General features: G+C 35.5%; 11 protein-coding genes. 7 read left to right on the forward strand and 4 right to left on the reverse strand.

Annotated features, from left to right (window positions below; genetic code table 11):
* Positions 1-15: 15 nt before the first annotated feature.
* From GQS07_RS10580 to GQS07_RS10590, 3 genes are all read left to right on the forward strand, one after another.
* Entirely contained in the window at positions 16-354 is a 339-nt protein-coding gene (locus GQS07_RS10580) for a hypothetical protein (RefSeq protein ID WP_158210772.1), read from the forward strand.
* Between the two features lie 188 nt (positions 355-542).
* Positions 543-1664: a hypothetical protein gene (locus tag GQS07_RS10585; protein ID WP_158210773.1), complete on the forward strand. Its 1122-nt coding sequence runs from the start codon at positions 543-545 to the stop codon at positions 1662-1664.
* Between the two features lie 209 nt (positions 1665-1873).
* A complete protein-coding gene (locus GQS07_RS10590; RefSeq protein WP_158210774.1) occupies positions 1874-3652 on the forward strand; it encodes an aminopeptidase P family protein in 1779 nt (592 codons plus the stop codon).
* Between the two features lie 144 nt (positions 3653-3796).
* Here the strand turns inward: GQS07_RS10590 and GQS07_RS10595 are convergent, their stop codons facing one another.
* A complete protein-coding gene (locus tag GQS07_RS10595; protein WP_158210775.1) occupies positions 3797-4654 on the reverse strand; it encodes a hypothetical protein in 858 nt (285 codons plus the stop codon).
* 419 nt (positions 4655-5073) lie between these two features.
* On the opposite strand from GQS07_RS10595, the gene GQS07_RS10600 reads away from it, so the two are divergent.
* Positions 5074-8508: a methylmalonyl-CoA mutase family protein gene (locus tag GQS07_RS10600; RefSeq protein ID WP_158210776.1), complete on the forward strand. Its 3435-nt coding sequence runs from the start codon at positions 5074-5076 to the stop codon at positions 8506-8508.
* A 540-nt stretch (positions 8509-9048) separates the two neighbouring features.
* Here GQS07_RS10600 and GQS07_RS10605 read toward each other — a convergent pair.
* Complete coding sequence (locus tag GQS07_RS10605) at positions 9049-10137, reverse strand: lipase family protein (protein WP_158210777.1); 1089 nt, start codon at positions 10135-10137, stop codon at positions 9049-9051.
* Between the two features lie 130 nt (positions 10138-10267).
* Here GQS07_RS10605 and GQS07_RS10610 point away from each other — a divergent pair, with 130 nt between their 5' ends.
* The 3 genes from GQS07_RS10610 (at position 10268) to GQS07_RS10620 (ending at position 13962) form a co-directional block, all read left to right on the forward strand.
* A complete protein-coding gene (locus GQS07_RS10610) occupies positions 10268-10912 on the forward strand; it encodes an HdeD family acid-resistance protein (RefSeq protein ID WP_158210778.1) in 645 nt (214 codons plus the stop codon).
* 76 nt (positions 10913-10988) lie between these two features.
* On the forward strand, positions 10989-11567 hold the full coding sequence (locus GQS07_RS10615; protein WP_158210779.1) for a hypothetical protein: 579 nt from the start codon (positions 10989-10991) through the stop codon (positions 11565-11567).
* Positions 11568-11775: 208 nt separating this feature from the next.
* Positions 11776-13962, forward strand: coding sequence for a glutamine synthetase III (locus GQS07_RS10620; RefSeq protein WP_158210780.1), 2187 nt, complete (start codon positions 11776-11778; stop codon positions 13960-13962).
* Positions 13963-14511: 549 nt separating this feature from the next.
* Here the strand turns inward: GQS07_RS10620 and GQS07_RS10625 are convergent.
* Positions 14512-17604, reverse strand: coding sequence for an efflux RND transporter permease subunit (locus tag GQS07_RS10625; protein WP_158210781.1), 3093 nt, complete (start codon positions 17602-17604; stop codon positions 14512-14514).
* A 20-nt stretch (positions 17605-17624) separates the two neighbouring features.
* Positions 17625-18743, reverse strand: a complete 1119-nt coding sequence (locus GQS07_RS10630; RefSeq protein ID WP_233269269.1) for an efflux RND transporter periplasmic adaptor subunit — start codon at positions 18741-18743, stop codon at positions 17625-17627.
* Position 18744 lies beyond the last annotated feature (1 nt).

Raw genomic sequence — 18744 nt, forward strand, 5'->3', positions numbered from 1 at the left:
ATATACCTCGTACAGATGGAATATAAAATTATAGAATTATTGCGAGAAAGCGAATTGTTTAGTTATGACAATTTTCGTGAAGGAGATAAGGTATTTGTTGATCAATTTTACAATTGGATTACGGATGTAAAAGAGTTGATTATAAATACTTATGTTGAAAGTAGTGAACCTTTTAAATTGATAAATGAGGTTGATTTTCTACAATTTTCAGTTAATGAGGATAGTTTTACGTTAGAGAAAGCAAAAGTAGAGATGGCTTTAAAGAAATGTTTGTATGAACAACAAGCAGTTAAAAGTCAATCTGCAACATTTTTAGAGAAAATAGTCTATGCTATTATGAATTTATTTAAGTGATAGTTGTTTGAAAATTAGAATGTTGGTGTTTTTTGTTCACTTTAAAAGCTTGTGAAATGAGGATCGCTTTGAAAAGGCAGGTAACTTTCCTTTGAAATTCGTAAATTTGGGTAAATACCCCTGTAAGCTGTTTTACTGTTTTAGAAACTAATTGTTTCAAAGGGATTGTTGTTATAAAAAGAAGAAATATGAAAAAGATAACCTTACTATACCTACTAACTCTAACTGCGTCAGTACAGGCGCAAGAGGTTGTAGACTCTTTGTCTAATTGTAAACAAGATAAAGTACTGTTTATCAATCAGGAGTTTAATGTAGAAAACTGTATAGTAAATGATAGTTTGTCAATTGAAGAGAGAGTTGTTTCTTTTCCTCAAGAGGCTAAGCAAATGTACAATAGCTTAAAGTTTATTGAACAGCACGACGAACTGTTACAATCGTTTGTTACGGTTAATGATAGTGTTGCAACGGCTAAGGCTACATACGCTGTTAATGAGTTGATGCAAGGAGTTGTGTTAGAACCAATACAGTCAAATGACTTTAGTTTTGTTTATTACAACGAGGGACAACCTTTGTATCGCTATGTGTTAGATACAGATAATCATTTTTACACGTATGTTAGAGCAGAAATTGAGAAAAATGAAGATGTACGTGATTTGTTTTACGATATAGAGGAAGGAGATATATTACCTACTAAGGAGATGTATGTAAATGGTGATTGGAGTAAATGGGACAAACAAGGAGAGAGATCAACAATCAACTTAGGAGGTAGAGAAGGAGAGTTAATTCGCCTAACTAACCCAGATGCTAAAGTAGAGCAGATGATTTTTAAAGTGGGTGATGAGCAAGGTATGTTGCACTATGTGTATCTTGAGAAAGAAGGTCATACTATTTATGTGTATGAACAGCATTTTACTGTCGTTGATGGCATTGTAAAAGGAGGTTTTGTCAATAATGCAGTAGTTCAAAATATGGGGTTAGACAGAAAGCGCATAACTGCACGTACAGAAAAAGGTAAGTCTATTTCTGATATTTACTTTGAGAACTTTGCTCCAAGTGGTTGGAATCAGCCTAATCAGTACATTTTCGATTATGTGAAGAATTCTAATAAAAAGGTGCTAAGAGCGAGGGTGGTATTAGATAAGGCTATAGAGAAAGAAAGTGTCTTTTTTGACGTTTTAGTAGCTTTAGCTAATAACCCTGAGTTATTTAGAATAGACGTGAGATTAGGAGACTTTTCTTTTGACCAATTGTTATCAACACACGTATTGCACTTAAAAGAAGATAAGAAAAACCTGTTTACCTTAAAGTAAGCAGTTAACCAAAATAGAAAATAACAAGCCAACTTAATAAAGTTGGCTTTTTTTATTTATAGGTAATTAGGTTTCTATAGATAAGCTTGAAAATCTGATTATTAGGCTTGTGATTTAAAGGCGAGTAGTTTTAAGGGGCTTTTTAACAAAAATATCTTCTAATACTTCTTGTCATTTTGTACCTTTAGCTTGAAAAACTTATTGAAAAAATGACAAATTTAGAAAAGTTATCAGAGATCCGTTTCTTGATGAAAGAAAAGGGAATTGACGGATATATCATTCCTTCATCTGACCCACATATTAGTGAATATTTACCTGATTTTTATAAATGTATTGCGTGGACATCTGGATTTACAGGTTCTGCAGGGACTCTTGTTATTACACAAGACTTTGCTGGATTATGGACAGACTCACGTTACTTTGTGCAGGCAAATGAGCAATTAGCAGGTACTGGTTTTGAATTAGTGAAGTTGAAAGTACAACACGCACCAGAATATGTAACTTGGTTAGGAGAGAAATTGTCTGAAGGAGCTACGGTTGCTTTTGATGGTAATCTTGCTTCATTAGCAGTTGCTAATTCAGTGAACAGTATTTTAAACCCATTGGGAATTAAGGTGAATGGACACGTGGATTTACTTGATCCAGTGTGGAAAGGACGTCCTGCATTGCCAACAGAAAAAGCGTATACATTACCAATTACTACGACAGGACAAGCAACAGTTGATAAGATTGAAGCTGTTCGTAAAGCATTGAAACAAAAAAGAGCAACAGCACATTTAGTTTCTTCTTTAGACGATTTAGCGTGGTTGTTAAATGTTAGAGGAACAGACGTTAAGTGTAATCCTGTTACTTTAGGATTTGCTTTCATTGATCACAAACAAGTGATTTTGTTTATTGATGCTGTGAAACTTGATGCTGCAACAAGAGCAGAATTAGAAAGCTATGGTATTACAATTAAGCCATATGAAGAAGTAAAAGCTTATTTACAAGGATTAGGTAAAGATGAGGTAATCTTGTTAGATCCTAAACGTACTTGTTTTGCTACTTACGATTCAGTTGCAGATGGAGTAAAGATCATTGAAGATATGAATCCTTCTACGCTTCTTAAAACAATTAAGAACGAAGTGGAGATTAATCACGAAAGACAAGCGATGGTTAATGACGGTGTAGCGTTGACTAAATTCTTTAAATGGATTGAAGAGAACGTGGCTAAAGGAGAATTGACAGAGATGAACATTGCTGATCATTTGAGAGGACTTCGCGCAGAACAGCCTGGTTTCAAAGATATCAGTTTTGATACAATTGCAGGATATAAAGATCACGGAGCGTTACCGCACTACAAAGCAGAAGAACATAGTAACTATAAGTTAGAAACAACAGGATTATTATTAGTCGATTCAGGAGGTCAGTATGAAACAGGAACTACTGATATTACTCGTGTAATTGCTTTAGGTACACCAACTCAAGAAGAGAAAGAAGATTATACAATTGTTTTAAAAGGAACAATTGAAGGATCTATGGCTATTTATACTAAAGGAACAAGAGGGTATCAGATAGATGCAATTACGCGTCGTCCTATTTGGGCTACTATGCGTAATTACGGACACGGTACAGGACACGGAGTTGGTTTCTTCTTAAACGTACACGAAGGTCCACAAGTGTTTAATGGTACAGCAACTGATATTGCTATCGAACCAGGGATGATTACGTCAATTGAGCCAGGATTATATAGAGAAGGAAAACACGGTATTCGTATTGAAAACTTAGTGTTGTCTAAAGACTTAGCATCAAATCAGTTTGGTGACTTTATGGACTTTGAAACATTGACTATTTGCTATATTGCTACAGACTTAGTTGAGAAATCATTGTTAGGACAAGAGCATATTGATTGGTTAAATAACTATAACCAATGGGTTTATGACTCTATTTCTTCTAAATTATCTGCTGATGAAGCAGCTTGGTTAAAAGAGAAAACAAAAGCTATCTAATAGATTAGATAAGTGTAGATATTAAAAGGGCGATACATTTGGTGATGTATCGCCCTTTTTAATTTAATAAGCGAGAAATTAGTGTTTAAAACAATCGGTTAGTGTAAGGCGATTATTTTATAAGGTGTGTATTCTAAACGCTATTTACATCATATTAGAATAACGTATAAGCGAATGTTTCTTTAAGTGATTTGCTCTAATATATTTTACATACATCGGACGAATAGATTTAAAACCACATTGTGTAGCAATCTCATAGAGAGAATCTTTCGTAAAAAACAATAATTGTAAACCTCTAATATATCTTTCTTTGTTATAAAAGTTCCAAAAGGTGTCTCCGTAGAAGTACATAAAATCATCGTTAAATGTAGTTTTAGAAATGCCTTTATCCTCTAAGATAGCATATAATTTACTTTCAGTTATATTATTAATACTGATAAGTTCGTGATATAAGTCGTTATATTTTTTCTTGTCTTTAGTGTAATAGTCAATTTCTAATAAAACATCATTTAGATTTGTTTTAATATTGATATAGAAAAGATTGAATATAAACTTATTATTACGTACGTCTTTTAATACAGTACCACTAATAGTACAAAGTTTGTTTTTTCTGTTGAGGCAGTTAAATTTAATAAAGTGATATTTGTTTTCTTGCCAATTGTCGCGTTGGCCTTTACATTCTGTAATTACTACATCCATTACATTATACTGAGTAGTCTCATCAATTGTATCAAAGTCAATTGTATTGATAATATTATAATTACTATCTACAACGATACTAAATGCTTGTGCATATTGAATTTCCTTCTTTTGGTTCAGTAAAGTAGCATAGTTTAGGTGTAACATCGATTCAAATAGGCTTGTTGTCATCGACTTAAAAAAGTTGTAGTGGAATCTTTGCCAAGCAATGCTATACTTATTTGCAGAGCTTGGGATGTCGACAAATTCATTAATGAATTTTGCCAAGGTATCTGAGACCTCTTCAAAAAGTTCAAGTTTCATAATTTAAGAGTGGTTTGTTAGTTGTCTTGTTAGAATTCGAAATTTATATAAAATTTTTTAAAAAACACTATATGTAAAAACTTTTTTCGTTATTATTATTCGTTATAATTAACTATGATGTTGTTATTTGTTGTAATTATTGAGTTTTTGGCAATTAAGTTGTTTTACGTATAAGCTGATATTCAGTTTTAAGAGCGTTTTTTTACTTTTTTTTATGAATTATGTAAAAATGTCCTTTTGAAGTTTAAAGGCATAAAATAGGCTTGATATATCAATAGGATAGCCTTATTAAGATATAATTATTAATACTATATTTATAATTAGATAATAATTTGATTTTATAGGAGTTGTGTAGATTTTGTTTGCAATATTGAATATTTTACTATATTGCTACTCTACAAAAACTAAAAAACTATATTATGCAACAAAATACACCGTATGTGCCTAAGAATAAGGTGCGTATAGTTACAGCAGCGGCTTTATTTGACGGCCATGACGCAGCTATAAATATTATGCGTCGTATTATTCAAGCAACAGGCTGTGAAGTCATTCACCTTGGACACGATAAAAGTGTTGAGGAGGTTGTGAATACTGCTATACAAGAAGATGCTAACGCTATTGCAATGACGTCATATCAAGGAGGACACAATGAGTACTTCAAGTATATGTACGATCTATTACAAGAAAAAGGAGCAGGTCATATTCGAATTGTTGGAGGAGGCGGGGGAGTAATCCTTCCGAGTGAGATCAAGGAATTGATGGATTATGGAATTACCCGATTATACTCTCCAGATGATGGTCGTGCTATGGGACTACAAGGAATGATTAACGATATGGTGCAAGGGGCAGACTATCCTACGATGGACTTGCAATTGCCAGAAGGGAAAGATGTTTATCAATCTCTTGCCGATAAAGACATTACTACAATTTCACGCTTAATCTCATTAGCGGAGAATAGAGAAGAAGACTTTTTGAAACTATTTAAGTTTGATGAAGCGAAACATAAAAACACTCCGGTATTAGGGATTACAGGAACGGGAGGAGCTGGTAAGTCATCAATGGTTGACGAGTTAGTACGTCGTTTCCTTATAGACTTCCCTGAAAAAATAGTAGCCTTAGTTTCTGTTGATCCATCTAAACGTAAGACTGGTGGTGCGTTATTAGGAGATAGAATCCGTATGAACTCTATCAACAATCCTCGTGTGTATATGCGTTCGTTGGCTACCCGTCAATCGAATTTAGCACTGTCTCGCTATGTTGAGGAAACGCTACAAGTACTTCAAGTGGCTAATTATGATCTTATAATCTTAGAAACTTCTGGTATTGGTCAGTCTGACACAGAGATTTTAGACCACTCAGATGCGTCTTTATACATTATGACACCAGAATTTGGTGCAGCTACTCAGTTAGAAAAGATTGATATGCTTGACTTTGCAGACATTGTTGCGATAAACAAGTTTGACAAAAGAGGTGCACTTGATGCTATTCGCGATGTGAAGAAGCAGTATCAACGCAACCACAACTTATGGGATGTAAACCCAGATGAGATGCCTGTATTTGGTACGATTGCCTCGCAGTTTAACGATCCTGGTACCAATGCACTATACAAAGCAATTATGGATAAGGTGGTTGAAAAAACAGGGGCTGACTTAAAAACAGGCTTTGAGATTACCAAAGAGATGAGTGAGAAGGTTTACGTTATTCCACCAAACCGCACGCGTTACTTGTCTGAAATTGCAGAGAATAACCGCAAATATGACGATACGGTATTAACGCAAAAAGAGGTAGCTCAAAAGTTGTACGGTATTTTCAAAACATTACACAGTGTAGCGGGTAAGCAACCTGAAATAGATAAGTCTGGTATTGTAGAGGCAAGTGTTGCTTCTAAAGACGAGGATACACAATTGTTTGTGAACTTACTTATTAAAGAGTTTGACAAGGTTAAGATGAACTTAGATCCGTACAATTGGGAGGTTATCCTAATGTGGGATGAAAAGGTTAATAAATATAAGAATCCGGTGTACTCATTTAAAGTGCGCGACAAGGAGATTAAGATCGCTACTCACTCAGAGAGTTTGTCTCATTTACAAATTCCGAAGATAGCTTTGCCTAAATATGAGGCGTGGGGAGATATCTTGCGTTGGTCGTTACAAGAAAACGTACCAGGGGAGTTTCCGTTTACATCAGGACTATATCCGTTTAAACGAGAGGGAGAAGACCCAACGCGTATGTTTGCAGGAGAAGGTGGACCAGAACGTACAAATAGACGTTTCCACTATGTGTCCTTAGGAATGCCTGCTAAGCGACTATCTACTGCCTTTGACTCGGTTACCTTATATGGAAATGATCCGGGGCATCGACCTGATATTTATGGGAAAATTGGTAATGCGGGAGTGTCTATTTGTTGTTTAGACGATGCAAAGAAGTTGTACTCTGGTTTTAACTTAGCACACGCACTTACTTCTGTATCTATGACAATCAACGGGCCTGCGCCAATGTTATTAGGTTTCTTTATGAATGCCGCAATTGACCAACAATGTGAATTGTACATTAAAGAACACGATTTAGTAGATGAGGTAGAAGCTAAGATTGCTGAGATTTACAAGAAAAAAGGTGTGGACAGACCACGTTACAATGGCGAACTACCAGAAGGGAATGATGGTTTAGGACTGATGCTATTAGGGGTAACGGGAGACCAAGTGTTGCCAAAAGCAGTATATGACGAAATTAAGAAGAATACCCTATCGCAAGTGCGCGGTACTGTACAAGCGGATATTTTAAAAGAAGACCAAGCACAAAATACGTGTATCTTCTCTACAGAGTTTGCTCTGCGCTTGATGGGAGACGTTCAAGAGTATTTTATCAATAAGAATGTGCGTAACTTCTATTCTGTGTCTATTTCAGGATACCATATTGCAGAAGCAGGTGCTAACCCAATTACGCAGTTGGCATTTACCCTTGCTAACGGGTTTACGTATGTAGAGTATTATTTGAGTAGAGGAATGGATATCAATGCATTTGGGCCAAACTTGTCGTTCTTCTTTTCTAATGGTATTGATCCAGAATATGCTGTGATAGGGCGTGTAGCACGTCGTATTTGGGCTAAGGCATTGAAAAATAAGTACGGCGCTAATGAACGTGCACAAATGTTGAAATACCATATTCAAACTTCAGGGCGTTCACTTCACGCACAAGAGATTGATTTTAACGATATCCGTACAACTTTACAAGCATTGTATGCTATTTATGACAACTGTAACTCATTGCACACAAATGCGTATGATGAGGCAATTACAACACCAACAGAAGAATCTGTACGTCGTGCAATGGCAATTCAGTTGATTATCAACAAGGAGTTAGGTTTAGCTAAGAATGAGAACCCAATACAAGGATCATTTATAATAGAGGAGCTGACTGACTTGGTTGAGGAGGCTGTGTTACAAGAGTTTGATAGAATTACTGAAAGAGGTGGAGTACTTGGGGCAATGGAAACAATGTACCAACGCTCTAAGATTCAGGAGGAGTCGCTGTATTACGAGACTTTAAAACACGACGGCCGTTTCCCAATTATCGGTGTAAACACTTTCTTGAGTTCTAAAGGGTCGCCTACAGTAGTTCCAGCTGAGGTAATTCGCGCAACAGAAGAAGAGAAGTTGTTCCAAATTAAAACTAAGGAGAATCTGAATAAAGCTAACGAAGCCTTGGTAGCTCAGCAATTGGAGCATATTCAAGAAGTGGCTATTCAAAATGGCAATATTTTCGAAGCGTTGATGGATGCTTCAAAAGTGTGTTCGTTAGGACAAATTACTTCTGCTTTGTTTGAAGTGGGTGGACAATACAGACGAAATATGTAGGCTGTTTTTAAACAAAATAATATCTAAAAAGGTTTGAAGATGTATTTCTTTAAACCTTTTTTATTGAAAACTATTCAAAATATCCATTTTAAAAAACGCATCACGTTTTTATAAAGTTAAAATACTAAGAATAGTGTAATTTAACTCTTAATGACAATGTTTTATTTTTCGATATCTCGGATATTTTGTTTAAATATTGTATAAATTTTAAGTTGCTTGCAAGTGAATAAAAAAGTTGTGTATATTGGAACACTTTAAAAAACGAAATAGAATGGCAATAGATGAGGTAATAGAATTGCGTTTTTAAAGAGATTAAAAGAGACTTGCAAGTGAGTCATTAGATACGAAACCCTAACCAAACTATAACTATAACAATTGAAAGATTGTTTTATTTCTGAAAGAGACTTTTTAAGTCTCTTTTTTTATTGGTATTTGTTCTGCATAGTGTAGAAACAACAAGAGGCTGTCTATTTAGACAGCCTCTTGTTGTTTTATCTCGTATTGTGTTCTTCAAAACGAACATCAATCTTCAGTGTGTGCTTATAATTGTTTTTCTATTAAGTGTAGATAAGCAGGAGGTAAGTGATGTGTCATAATACTCTCCGGTTTGTGAAACTCCCTTTGGTATTCAGGATCAGCTTGTCCGTCTAATATAATAGGATTACTACAACGAGCGTAGTTGCTATTTGAACTATAAGTAGGTTCTTTTAATTCAGGTAGGTGTGTTTGCACCATAGAGAAAACAAACGAACCCAAGTATTTCTTACTTCGTTTAACGCTTTTTTCAGGTGGATTCTTAATCTTGTTGAATATCGCTCTTGCAAAGATGCGCTTCGGCCAAGAAAGCTTTTTAAGCGCTTGTTTCACTTCACCATCAGAAACGGGACTAATCTCATTAAAGTCGCGCAAGGTCTGTGTTGTTGGAGGTACTTCCGGAACCCAGTCTTGTGTATTGATAATTGCGTAACTCCAGTTTTTAGTCATCTTCTCATATTGATAAGCAAAATACATATTACCCGGTTTGGGAGGAGCAATAGCATAAACTTTAAACTGCATATCCTTTGGTAACAAGCTTTGTTGTTGCATTTGTATTAAGTTGGCAGTTAGCAAAAAAGCAATCGCTGCGCCTTGACTATGTCCTGAAATAATAAGTTCCTTTACATTATTTTTATACAAGCTATCTATTTTCGGTTTGATGTCTTGCAATAAGTATAACGAAGCAATTGTCCATCCAGCGTGTACCGTAGCCCTTTCATCATCAGATAATTTGTAATCTACCGTTGTTTTATTATCAAGTTGTATCTTACCCTGACTCGGAATCATTGCTGCATAGTAGTTTGCTAACCAGCTACTGCCTTTGTTGACAGAACCTCGTATAACAACCTCGTGCACATTTGATGCATTGTTCTTGTAAAGTCCCCACATATTAGTAAGTCCCACTTCAGGTGATCGATATATATTAGTATACCCTGTCATTTGACGAAGTGAGTCAACGCTATATGCCTCGTGAATATCATTTGCCAATATAGCACTGTTTAATACCTCTTGTTTCTCAAGTTGAGGTTTTAAGTTCTGGGCGTAAGAAAGCGAGGAAACAAATAAACAAGTTAGTAGAATTTTTCTAATCATAAATTGTAATATTTAAACTTAGATATAAGTAAAAGCCCTATAAATAAAACTTTTTCAAAGTTAGGGCTTAATATTTTTACCTGCAGTATAAAAGTTGTAATTTAGAATAATATATAAAATTTAAACAATTATGACTAATTCATTTGTAAAAACTGTCAAAGACAGAGTTAAAAACTGGTATATTCCCGCTATTGTTGGGGCACTATTTGTGGTTGGTGGAATCTATATATTTATGACGCCGTTGGCTTCTTATTTTTCACTGACGGTATTGTTCAGTTGTATGTTCTTAATATCAGGGATATTTGAAATTGCCTTTGCATTTTCTAACCGTGATCAGTTAGACGGTTGGGGATGGATGTTATTTTCGGGTATTGTTGATTTAATCTTAGGTACAATCTTGATTGGTAATCCATCATTATCAGCAGTTGTCTTACCTATTTTTGTAGGATTTGGATTGATGTTCCGCTCTATGAGAGGTATGGGAATTGCATTTGACTTGAAGAATTACGGTGTTAAATCGTGGACAGGCTTATTTGTGTTCGCTTTATTAGGAATGATTTTCGCTTTCTTTATGTTGTGGAATCTTGAGTTTGGAGCATTTACAATTGTGTATTGGACTGCTTTCTCATTTATATTATTAGGTATATATGGTATTATGTATGGTTTCTTCTTGAGAAGGATTAAGAAACACGCAGGAGAAATAGACCAAGAATTAGTAGATAAGTATGAAGCGATCAAAGAAGAGATGAGAAAAAGACTTCACGGAGATCGTTAATATCTAAAAAAAAATATAAAATTGATACTTGCAATTGAATAATCCTTATTTTGCATAGAATATAAAAATGTAAAGTATGAAAAAGTTAAGTTTAATAGTTGCATTTATCACAGGTGCATTGTTTTTAGGAAGTTGTGAAGGACCAACAGGGCCAGAGGGTAAACCAGGTCCAGCTATCTATCCAGAAATATTTGAATACACATTCAGTTTTGATGGGGACTTAGATAAAGAGGTAGTAGGACATTTACAACAAGCTCCAGTAAAGGTTTACGATGGAGATATTGTTTTAGCTTATATAATGACAGGATTGACTAAGGATAATAGACCAATTTGGACACCAATGCCTCATCGCTATTTTGTAACTGATATTGATACAAATAAAGAAGAGGAGTTAGAGTTTAGCTATAACTTTAGTCCGTATGATATCGAGATTACTGCAAGTGCTTCAACTAAATTAAGATTATTTAATGGGGATGCTCAAGGAAAAAATGGTTTACTAAAAGGTAGAATTTTCAGAGTAGCTTATATTCCAGCACAAGACCCAAGACAAGTAAATAAATCTGTAGAAGGTAAAAATGTAAGAACACCATTAAGTTATGAAGAAGCAGTAGCGAAGTATAACTTACAAAATGTAACAGTGAAAAATCAAAATTAGTTGCTATTCCAGAAATAAACAGAAAAGGCGAAATAGAGATATTTCGCCTTTTTTATTTTTTAACCCCTAAATTTTAGGGGGTCAACTCGTAAAAAGTGGTGTTTTAAATTTTTTTTCAAAAAAAAATAGGGGGTGTGTGTCGAAAATAAGTTGAAATAGTATAAATTTGTAGTCTATAACAAAGGGGGTAACCTCAAAAAACAATATTATGTCAACATTTCGTTTTCGAGCAATTGAAAAAGCAGCTTCAAGAGAAACTGTACAGGTAGAAGAACTGGGTAGAAAATCATTAATTTTTGGCGATAATGTATTTAACGATAAGTCAATGCGTCAATTTCTTACGCCAGAAGCTTATCAAGCAGTTAAAAACGCTCAATTAGGTATTAAGATTGACCGTAAACTTGCAGAATACATAGCATTAGGTATGAAAGAGTGGGCTCTGTCAAGAGGCGTTACTCATTATACACACTGGTTTCAACCATTGACCGGTACTACTGCAGAAAAGCACGATGCTTTCTTTGAAACACAATTCGATGGTGATCCATTAGAACAATTTAACGGTAGTCAGTTAGTTCAGCAAGAATCTGACGCGTCAAGTTTCCCTAACGGAGGAATCCGTAACACTTTTGAAGCAAGAGGTTATACTGCTTGGGATCCAACATCTCCAGCGTTTATCTTTAACTCAGCTTTGTGTATTCCAACTGTATTTATTTCTTATACAGGAGAGGCATTAGACAACAAAACACCTTTGTTAAAAGCAATTACTGCTATTGATGACGCTGCAACTGAAGTGGCTAAATTATTTGACAAAAATGTACGTAAAGTAACTCCAACTTTAGGGTGGGAGCAAGAATATTTCTTAGTGGACTCCGCTTTGGCAGCATCTCGTCCTGATATTTTGACTACTGGTAGAACTTTATTAGGGCATACAGCAGCAAAAGGGCAACAATTAGATGACCACTATTTCGGTTCTATTCCTACACGTGTATTGAATTATATGCACGATTTAGAGAACCAATGTATTTTATTGGGTATTCCAGTAAAAACAAGACACAACGAGGTAGCACCAAACCAATTTGAGTTAGCGCCAATCTTTGAAGAAACAAACTTAGCAGTGGACCACAACTCATTGTTAATGGATGTAATGAGAAAAGTGGCTGAAAGACACCATTTTAAAGTGCTTTTCCACGAAAAACCATTTAAAGGTGTTAACGGATCAGGTAAACATAACAACTGGTCTTTGGCAACAGATACTGGGGTTAACTTATTAAGCCCAAGTAAAACACCAAAGAGCAACTTACAGTTTTTAACATTCTTTATCAATACAATTAAAGCTGTAAACGATAACGAAGAGTTATTAAGATCGTCAATTGCATCTGCAAGTAATGATCACCGTTTAGGGGCAAATGAAGCACCACCAGCAATTGTATCTATCTTTATTGGACAACAATTGACTAAAGTGTTGAACGAGCTTAAAGATGTTACTGATGGTAAATTATCTCCAGAAGAGAAAACAGATTTAAAATTAAACGTAGTAGGAAAAATTCCAGATGTATTATTAGACAATACAGACCGTAACAGAACTTCTCCATTTGCGTTTACAGGAAATAAATTTGAGTTTAGAGCTGTTGGTTCTACAGCAAACTGTGCTGGACCGATGACTGTATTAAACACAATTGTAGCTAAGCAGTTGAGAGACTTCAAAGCAGAGGTTGACAGCTTAATTGGAAACGATGGTTTAAAACGCGATGAGGCTATTTTCAACGTTTTACGTGAGTATATCAAACAAAGTGAAAGAATTCTTTTTGAAGGAGATGGATACAGTGATGAATGGGAAAAAGAAGCTGAAGCAAGAGGATTGAGTAATAATAAAAACACGCCAAGTGCTTTAAAAATTAAGAAAGACCCTAAGTCAATTGCACTATTTGAAGAAATGGGAGTAATGACAGGAGTAGAGATGGAAGCGAGATATGAAATTGAGTTGGAAGAATACGTTAAACGTATCCAAATCGAAGGACGTGTTTTAGGTGATATCGCTAAAAACCACGTGATTCCAACGGCGATTAAGTATCAAAACTTAGTAATCGAAAACGTAAAAGGATTAAAAGAGATTTTTGGTGAGAATGATTTTGCATCTGTTGCGACAGAACAAATCCACATCATCAAAAAAATATCACACCATATTGAGCAAATAAACGTGAAAGTAGTTGAAATGACTAATGAGCGTAAAAAAGCAAACAATATTGATGATATTGAATTACAAGCGGAAGTTTACTGTAACAATGTAAAACCTTATTTTGACGTAATTCGCTACCATAGCGATAAGTTAGAAATGATGGTTGACAATGAATTGTGGACTTTGACAAAGTACAGAGAGTTACTTTTCACTAATTAGGATACACACTATCACTATACAACACAGCACTTACTGAAAAAGGTCTTATCGTTTTGATAAGGCCTTTTTTATTGGCCTAAATACACTTTATACAGAAGTTTAGGCTGTATAAGAAGAAGTTGTGTTTAATTGCAATAATATCAACCTATTGGTTTGAATAGCTAATCTGTTAGTTCTGTTACACTTCGTAGCCGATAGGAGGTAAGTAAGTAGGAGATAGTCTGTAAGCAGGGTGAACAGGCGAGGGTGTTGTAATTGGGCTTGATTTGTTTTGTATAACAATGCTTGTTGTTCCTCATAGCAAACAAGGTGCTTTTTTATTTGTGTTTTGTAGGGACCAAGTTCGGGATTAGTCCCACACAAGTTCTGAAGACCTTCGGGAAAAGGGGGGGATTTCCGAGCAAATGTGGGACTTGTTTCGAACTTGTCTCGAACATGGTCTTATTGAAACTCGTATAAGTCCCGTGGTCGCTGGTTTTGAGGCGTATATAAAAAAGAGAGACCGTTACTATATAGCAACGGTCTCTCAAAAAAAAAGGAATATGAACTTTATTTTTTCTCTTTGTCTTTATATGCCCAGTAGAAAACCTGTGGCAAGACAGTAAAGGATAATATCATACAAATAATCAATCCACCTACAATCATAATCGCTAAGGGTTTCTGAATTTCAGACCCCATACCATTTGACAATGCAGCCGGTAATAGTCCCATAGACCCCATTAGGGCAATCATAATAACAGGTCGAATTCTACTTTTAACCCCTTCGTGAATAGCATCTTTCAGAGGCATTCTACTGCGTAGGTTTTCTCGCATTTCACCAATCAGTACAATACCATCAATTGTAGCTACACCGAATAAGATAATAAATCCGATACCCGCAGAAATACCAAAGATAGTTCCAGTAGCCCAAAGTGATATAAATCCACCAATGAAAGCAAACGGAATTGTCAAGGCTGAAATAGCGGTATCTTTTACATTTCCGAAGTTAAAGTAAAGCAACACAAGAATTAAGATTAGCGATACAGGAACCACTAACATCAATTGGTTTGCAGCACGCTCTTTACTTTCAAATTCACCAGCCCATTCCATTTTGTTAGCCGTAGGTAAGTGTACTTCTTTTTCAACTTTCGCTTTCGCTTCAGCAATTGTACTTCCTAAATCACGTCCCTCAATGCTAAACCCAACACCGATGTATCTGCTACTACCTTCTCTATAAATAAAAGCAGGACCAGTGTGGTAGTCAATAGTTGCAATCTCTTTTAGAGGTACTTGTTTTCCGTCTAATGTCGGAATCAAGATCTCTTCAATTTTCTCAGCAGAATCTCTATAGTCTTTTTCAAAACGCAAGACAACATCAAACATTCTTTCATTTTCATAGAATGTTGTAGCTGCTTGTCCGCCAATTGTCATTGCAATTACCGCTTGAGCATCAGCAGTAGTAACCGCATATTTTGCCATCTTTTGGTCGTGTAGAGCAATGCGAAGTTCAGGTAATCCAATGTTTTTAAACACATTCAAATCTGTAATTCCGTCAACATCTTTAATGCTACTCGCCACTTGATTAGCATATTTTTCAAGCTCAAACAAATCGTCTCCGAATATTTTGATAACAAGTGAACTCTTAACACCCGCTACATACTCCTCAACGTTATCTTGGATTGGCTGACTAAACCCGAAGTTTACACCAGGGTATTTCTCTAAAGAAACACGTATTTCCTCTAATAATTCGTCTTTTGAAATATGGCGTTTCCACTCATCTTGCGGTTTAAGCTCTGTATGAAATTCAATATTAAAGAATCCAGTTGGATCCGTACCATCATTAGGACGACCAGTTTGCGTTAATACAAAATCAACTTCGTCATACTCGCGAATAATCGCTTTCATTTCTTTTGTCAAGCGAACAGACTCGTCTAAGTTGATACTACTTGGTAATGTAGCACGGATATATAAAGCCCCTTCGTTTAGTTTAGGTAAGAATTCAGAACCGTAGTAATGGAATCTAACCCCACAAACAACAAGGATAACTGCGAAGATTGAAATCGTTAGTTTTTTGTGCATATAACTCCAATTGAACATTCTGTAAATATTCTTTTTGAAGAATCTTGAAATAACGTTTTCGCGTTCGCGTATATTTTTAGTTAATAGCAATTTACACATCGCAGGCACATACGTTAAACTCAAGATCAACGACCCTAATAAAGCATAACCTAATGTGAATGCAAGCGGTGAGAACATTTTACCTTCCACTTTTTGGAAAGAGAAGATAGGCATTAAGGCAACAATCAAAATAAGAAGCGCAAAGAAGATATATCCCGCTACGCTACTCGCACTTTTCTTAATAGTACCTAATTTAGACATACGATTAAAGCGTTGCATCCCCACGGTTTCAGCACGTTTCTCGAGCCCCACAAACACGTGTTCTACAATCACCAGAGTTCCTTCTAATAGTAAACCAAAGTCTAAAGCCCCCATAGAAATAAGGTTGGCTGGAAGTCCTTGTATTTTAAGCATAACAATAGCAAATAAGAAAGCTAATGGGATAACAGAAGCAACAATAAACGTAGTTCTCCAATTGTATAAAAAGATAAATACAATAAGCGACACTAAGATAATTCCCTCTACAAGGTTTTTAGTTACCGTGTGAACCGTTGTATTTACTAAGTCAGTTCTATCAACAATCGGAACAATCTCAACATTCTTAGGTAAGATACGCTCATTTAGGTCTGCTATTTTCTCTTTTAAACTCGCAATTACAGCACTTGGATTTTCTCCACGTAACATAACCACAATTCCCTGTACTACATCATCTTCATCTTGAAAACCAACTTGTCCTAAACGAGGTTTAGCTGCAATAGACACGTTAGCAACGTGTTTAACTAAAATAGGAGTATTACCTTTTACCTCAATTAAGATATTCTCAATATCCTCTAAATTATCTAAAAGACCAACACCTCTAACAACATACGCTTGGTCTCCACGTTGAATAACATCACCACCTACGTTGATATTACTTTTTTCAACTGCTTCATAAACGTCTAAAGGCGACAAGTCATAATTCACTAACTCCGTAGGGTTAATCTGAATTTCATAGATTTTTTCTTCTCCACCAAAACTTACAACGTCAGCAATACCAGGTACTGAAAGAAGTTCTCTTTCAATTACCCAATCCTGAATAGCTGTAACTTCTTTGATAGGTAAATCACTTTTAATGATGTATCTAAAGATTTCCCCCGTAGCCCCAGACGGAGCTTCAATTTCAAAGTCGGCTCCCTCAGGTAAGTCAACACTTCCCATACGGTTAGACGCATATTGTTGCGCGTAGAAATCGTCAATCTCATCATTGAATAATACAGTAACCACAGACAAACCAAAAAGCGATATAGATCGAACCTCTGCTTTGTTAGGAATTGTATTCATTTCTTTAGAAATAGGTAGTGTAATAAACTTTTCTATTTCTTCTGCACTACGGCCAGGCCATTGGGTGATGATACGAGCTCTTGTATTCGTTACATCCGGAAAGGCTTCAATTGGCGTGTGTATATAACTATAGATTCCCCCAAACAGCAATAAGAGTACTCCAAAAATTACAATGAATGTATTCTTAAGAGAGAAGGAAACTATTTTCTGTACAAATTTTTGCATAATTAGCTAAGCTTTAGAGATTATAAACTATTGTTTAATTGCTCATATAATAGTAACTCGTTTGTCGTTACTACTGTTTCATTTTCTTCAACACCCTCGCTGATATACGTATATAAGTTGTTTTTAGACGTAGGTGTTATCTTGCGAATCTCGTAGTTGCATTCATCCTTATAAACAACCACATAGTTTTGATTGTTGTCAAAAACAATAGCGTTATTAGGAACAGCAAGTGCTTGACCTTTGTCTGTTTTTAGTTGGATAATAATATCAGCCGCCATACCCGGTTTAAGTTTCATTTCTTTGTTTTCAAGTACGATACGCGCTTTTAATACACGTTCTTCACTATCAAAAACTTGAGACATTTTAGATACCTTACCAGAGAAATATTCATCAGGGTAGGCAAGTGTTGAAACTTTTACCTCTAAATTAGGCTCAATGTGTCTCATATTAGTAGCATACACATTCGCCATTATCCAAACATCCTCTAAGTTGGCAATTGTAAACAAAGGTTCCTCGCCACCAGCAATAGGCATTCCTGTTGCAATAGTCTTTGTAACAATGTATCCTGCTTGAGGGGCAACAACTTTGAATACGCCAGAGTGGTCAGCATTATTGAAAACAGCTAAATTATTCTTAGCAGAGTTTAATTTACTTTTCAATACATTAACATCCTCTTGTGCCTCAATTAGTTCTTTTTGAGAAGCAATTCCATCTTTAAACATAGACTCAACAGATTGGAGTTCGCGTTGCGCTACTTTCAATTCCGCTTCAGTTGATTTTAGTTCGTCATAGAATTCGTTTAGATCCGTACTCTTTATCTCGGCTAACAATTGTCCTTTTTTCACATAATCACCTAAAGAGAAGTAAGTGTTTGTAACCACACCATCCACAAGGCTTGTAAAAGGAATTGTTTTATCTTGATTATAATCGACATAACCATTTAAGGTTAAACTCTTTTCAATAGGTTTAAGTGTTACTTTTTCAAAAGTAAGTCCCTCCTTAATGCTTGCAGTGATGCAGTTAGAAGTACTTTCAGTCTGTTCAGCACTTTTAGTTTCTTTATTGCAACTCACAAGGAATGCACTAAAAAGGGCAGCAGTTAATAAGGTATATCTTGGCATAATTTTGATTGTTTTCATT

The organism is Myroides phaeus (assembly GCF_009799805.1).
GTDB classification, from domain to species: domain Bacteria; phylum Bacteroidota; class Bacteroidia; order Flavobacteriales; family Flavobacteriaceae; genus Flavobacterium; species Flavobacterium phaeum_A.

Coding starts and splice junctions, on each gene's coding strand:
- GQS07_RS10600 (WP_158210776.1), top strand. CDS start 5,074: ATGCAACAAAATACACCGTATGTGCCTAAGAATAAGGTGCGTATAGTT.
- GQS07_RS10620 (WP_158210780.1), top strand. CDS start 11,776: ATGTCAACATTTCGTTTTCGAGCAATTGAAAAAGCAGCTTCAAGAGAA.
- GQS07_RS10585 (WP_158210773.1), top strand. CDS start 543: ATGAAAAAGATAACCTTACTATACCTACTAACTCTAACTGCGTCAGTA.
- GQS07_RS10630 (WP_233269269.1), bottom strand. CDS start 18,743: ATGAAAACAATCAAAATTATGCCAAGATATACCTTATTAACTGCTGCC.
- GQS07_RS10625 (WP_158210781.1), bottom strand. CDS start 17,604: ATGCAAAAATTTGTACAGAAAATAGTTTCCTTCTCTCTTAAGAATACA.
- GQS07_RS10580 (WP_158210772.1), top strand. CDS start 16: ATGGAATATAAAATTATAGAATTATTGCGAGAAAGCGAATTGTTTAGT.
- GQS07_RS10610 (WP_158210778.1), top strand. CDS start 10,268: ATGACTAATTCATTTGTAAAAACTGTCAAAGACAGAGTTAAAAACTGG.
- GQS07_RS10595 (WP_158210775.1), bottom strand. CDS start 4,654: ATGAAACTTGAACTTTTTGAAGAGGTCTCAGATACCTTGGCAAAATTC.
- GQS07_RS10590 (WP_158210774.1), top strand. CDS start 1,874: ATGACAAATTTAGAAAAGTTATCAGAGATCCGTTTCTTGATGAAAGAA.
- GQS07_RS10605 (WP_158210777.1), bottom strand. CDS start 10,137: ATGATTAGAAAAATTCTACTAACTTGTTTATTTGTTTCCTCGCTTTCT.
- GQS07_RS10615 (WP_158210779.1), top strand. CDS start 10,989: ATGAAAAAGTTAAGTTTAATAGTTGCATTTATCACAGGTGCATTGTTT.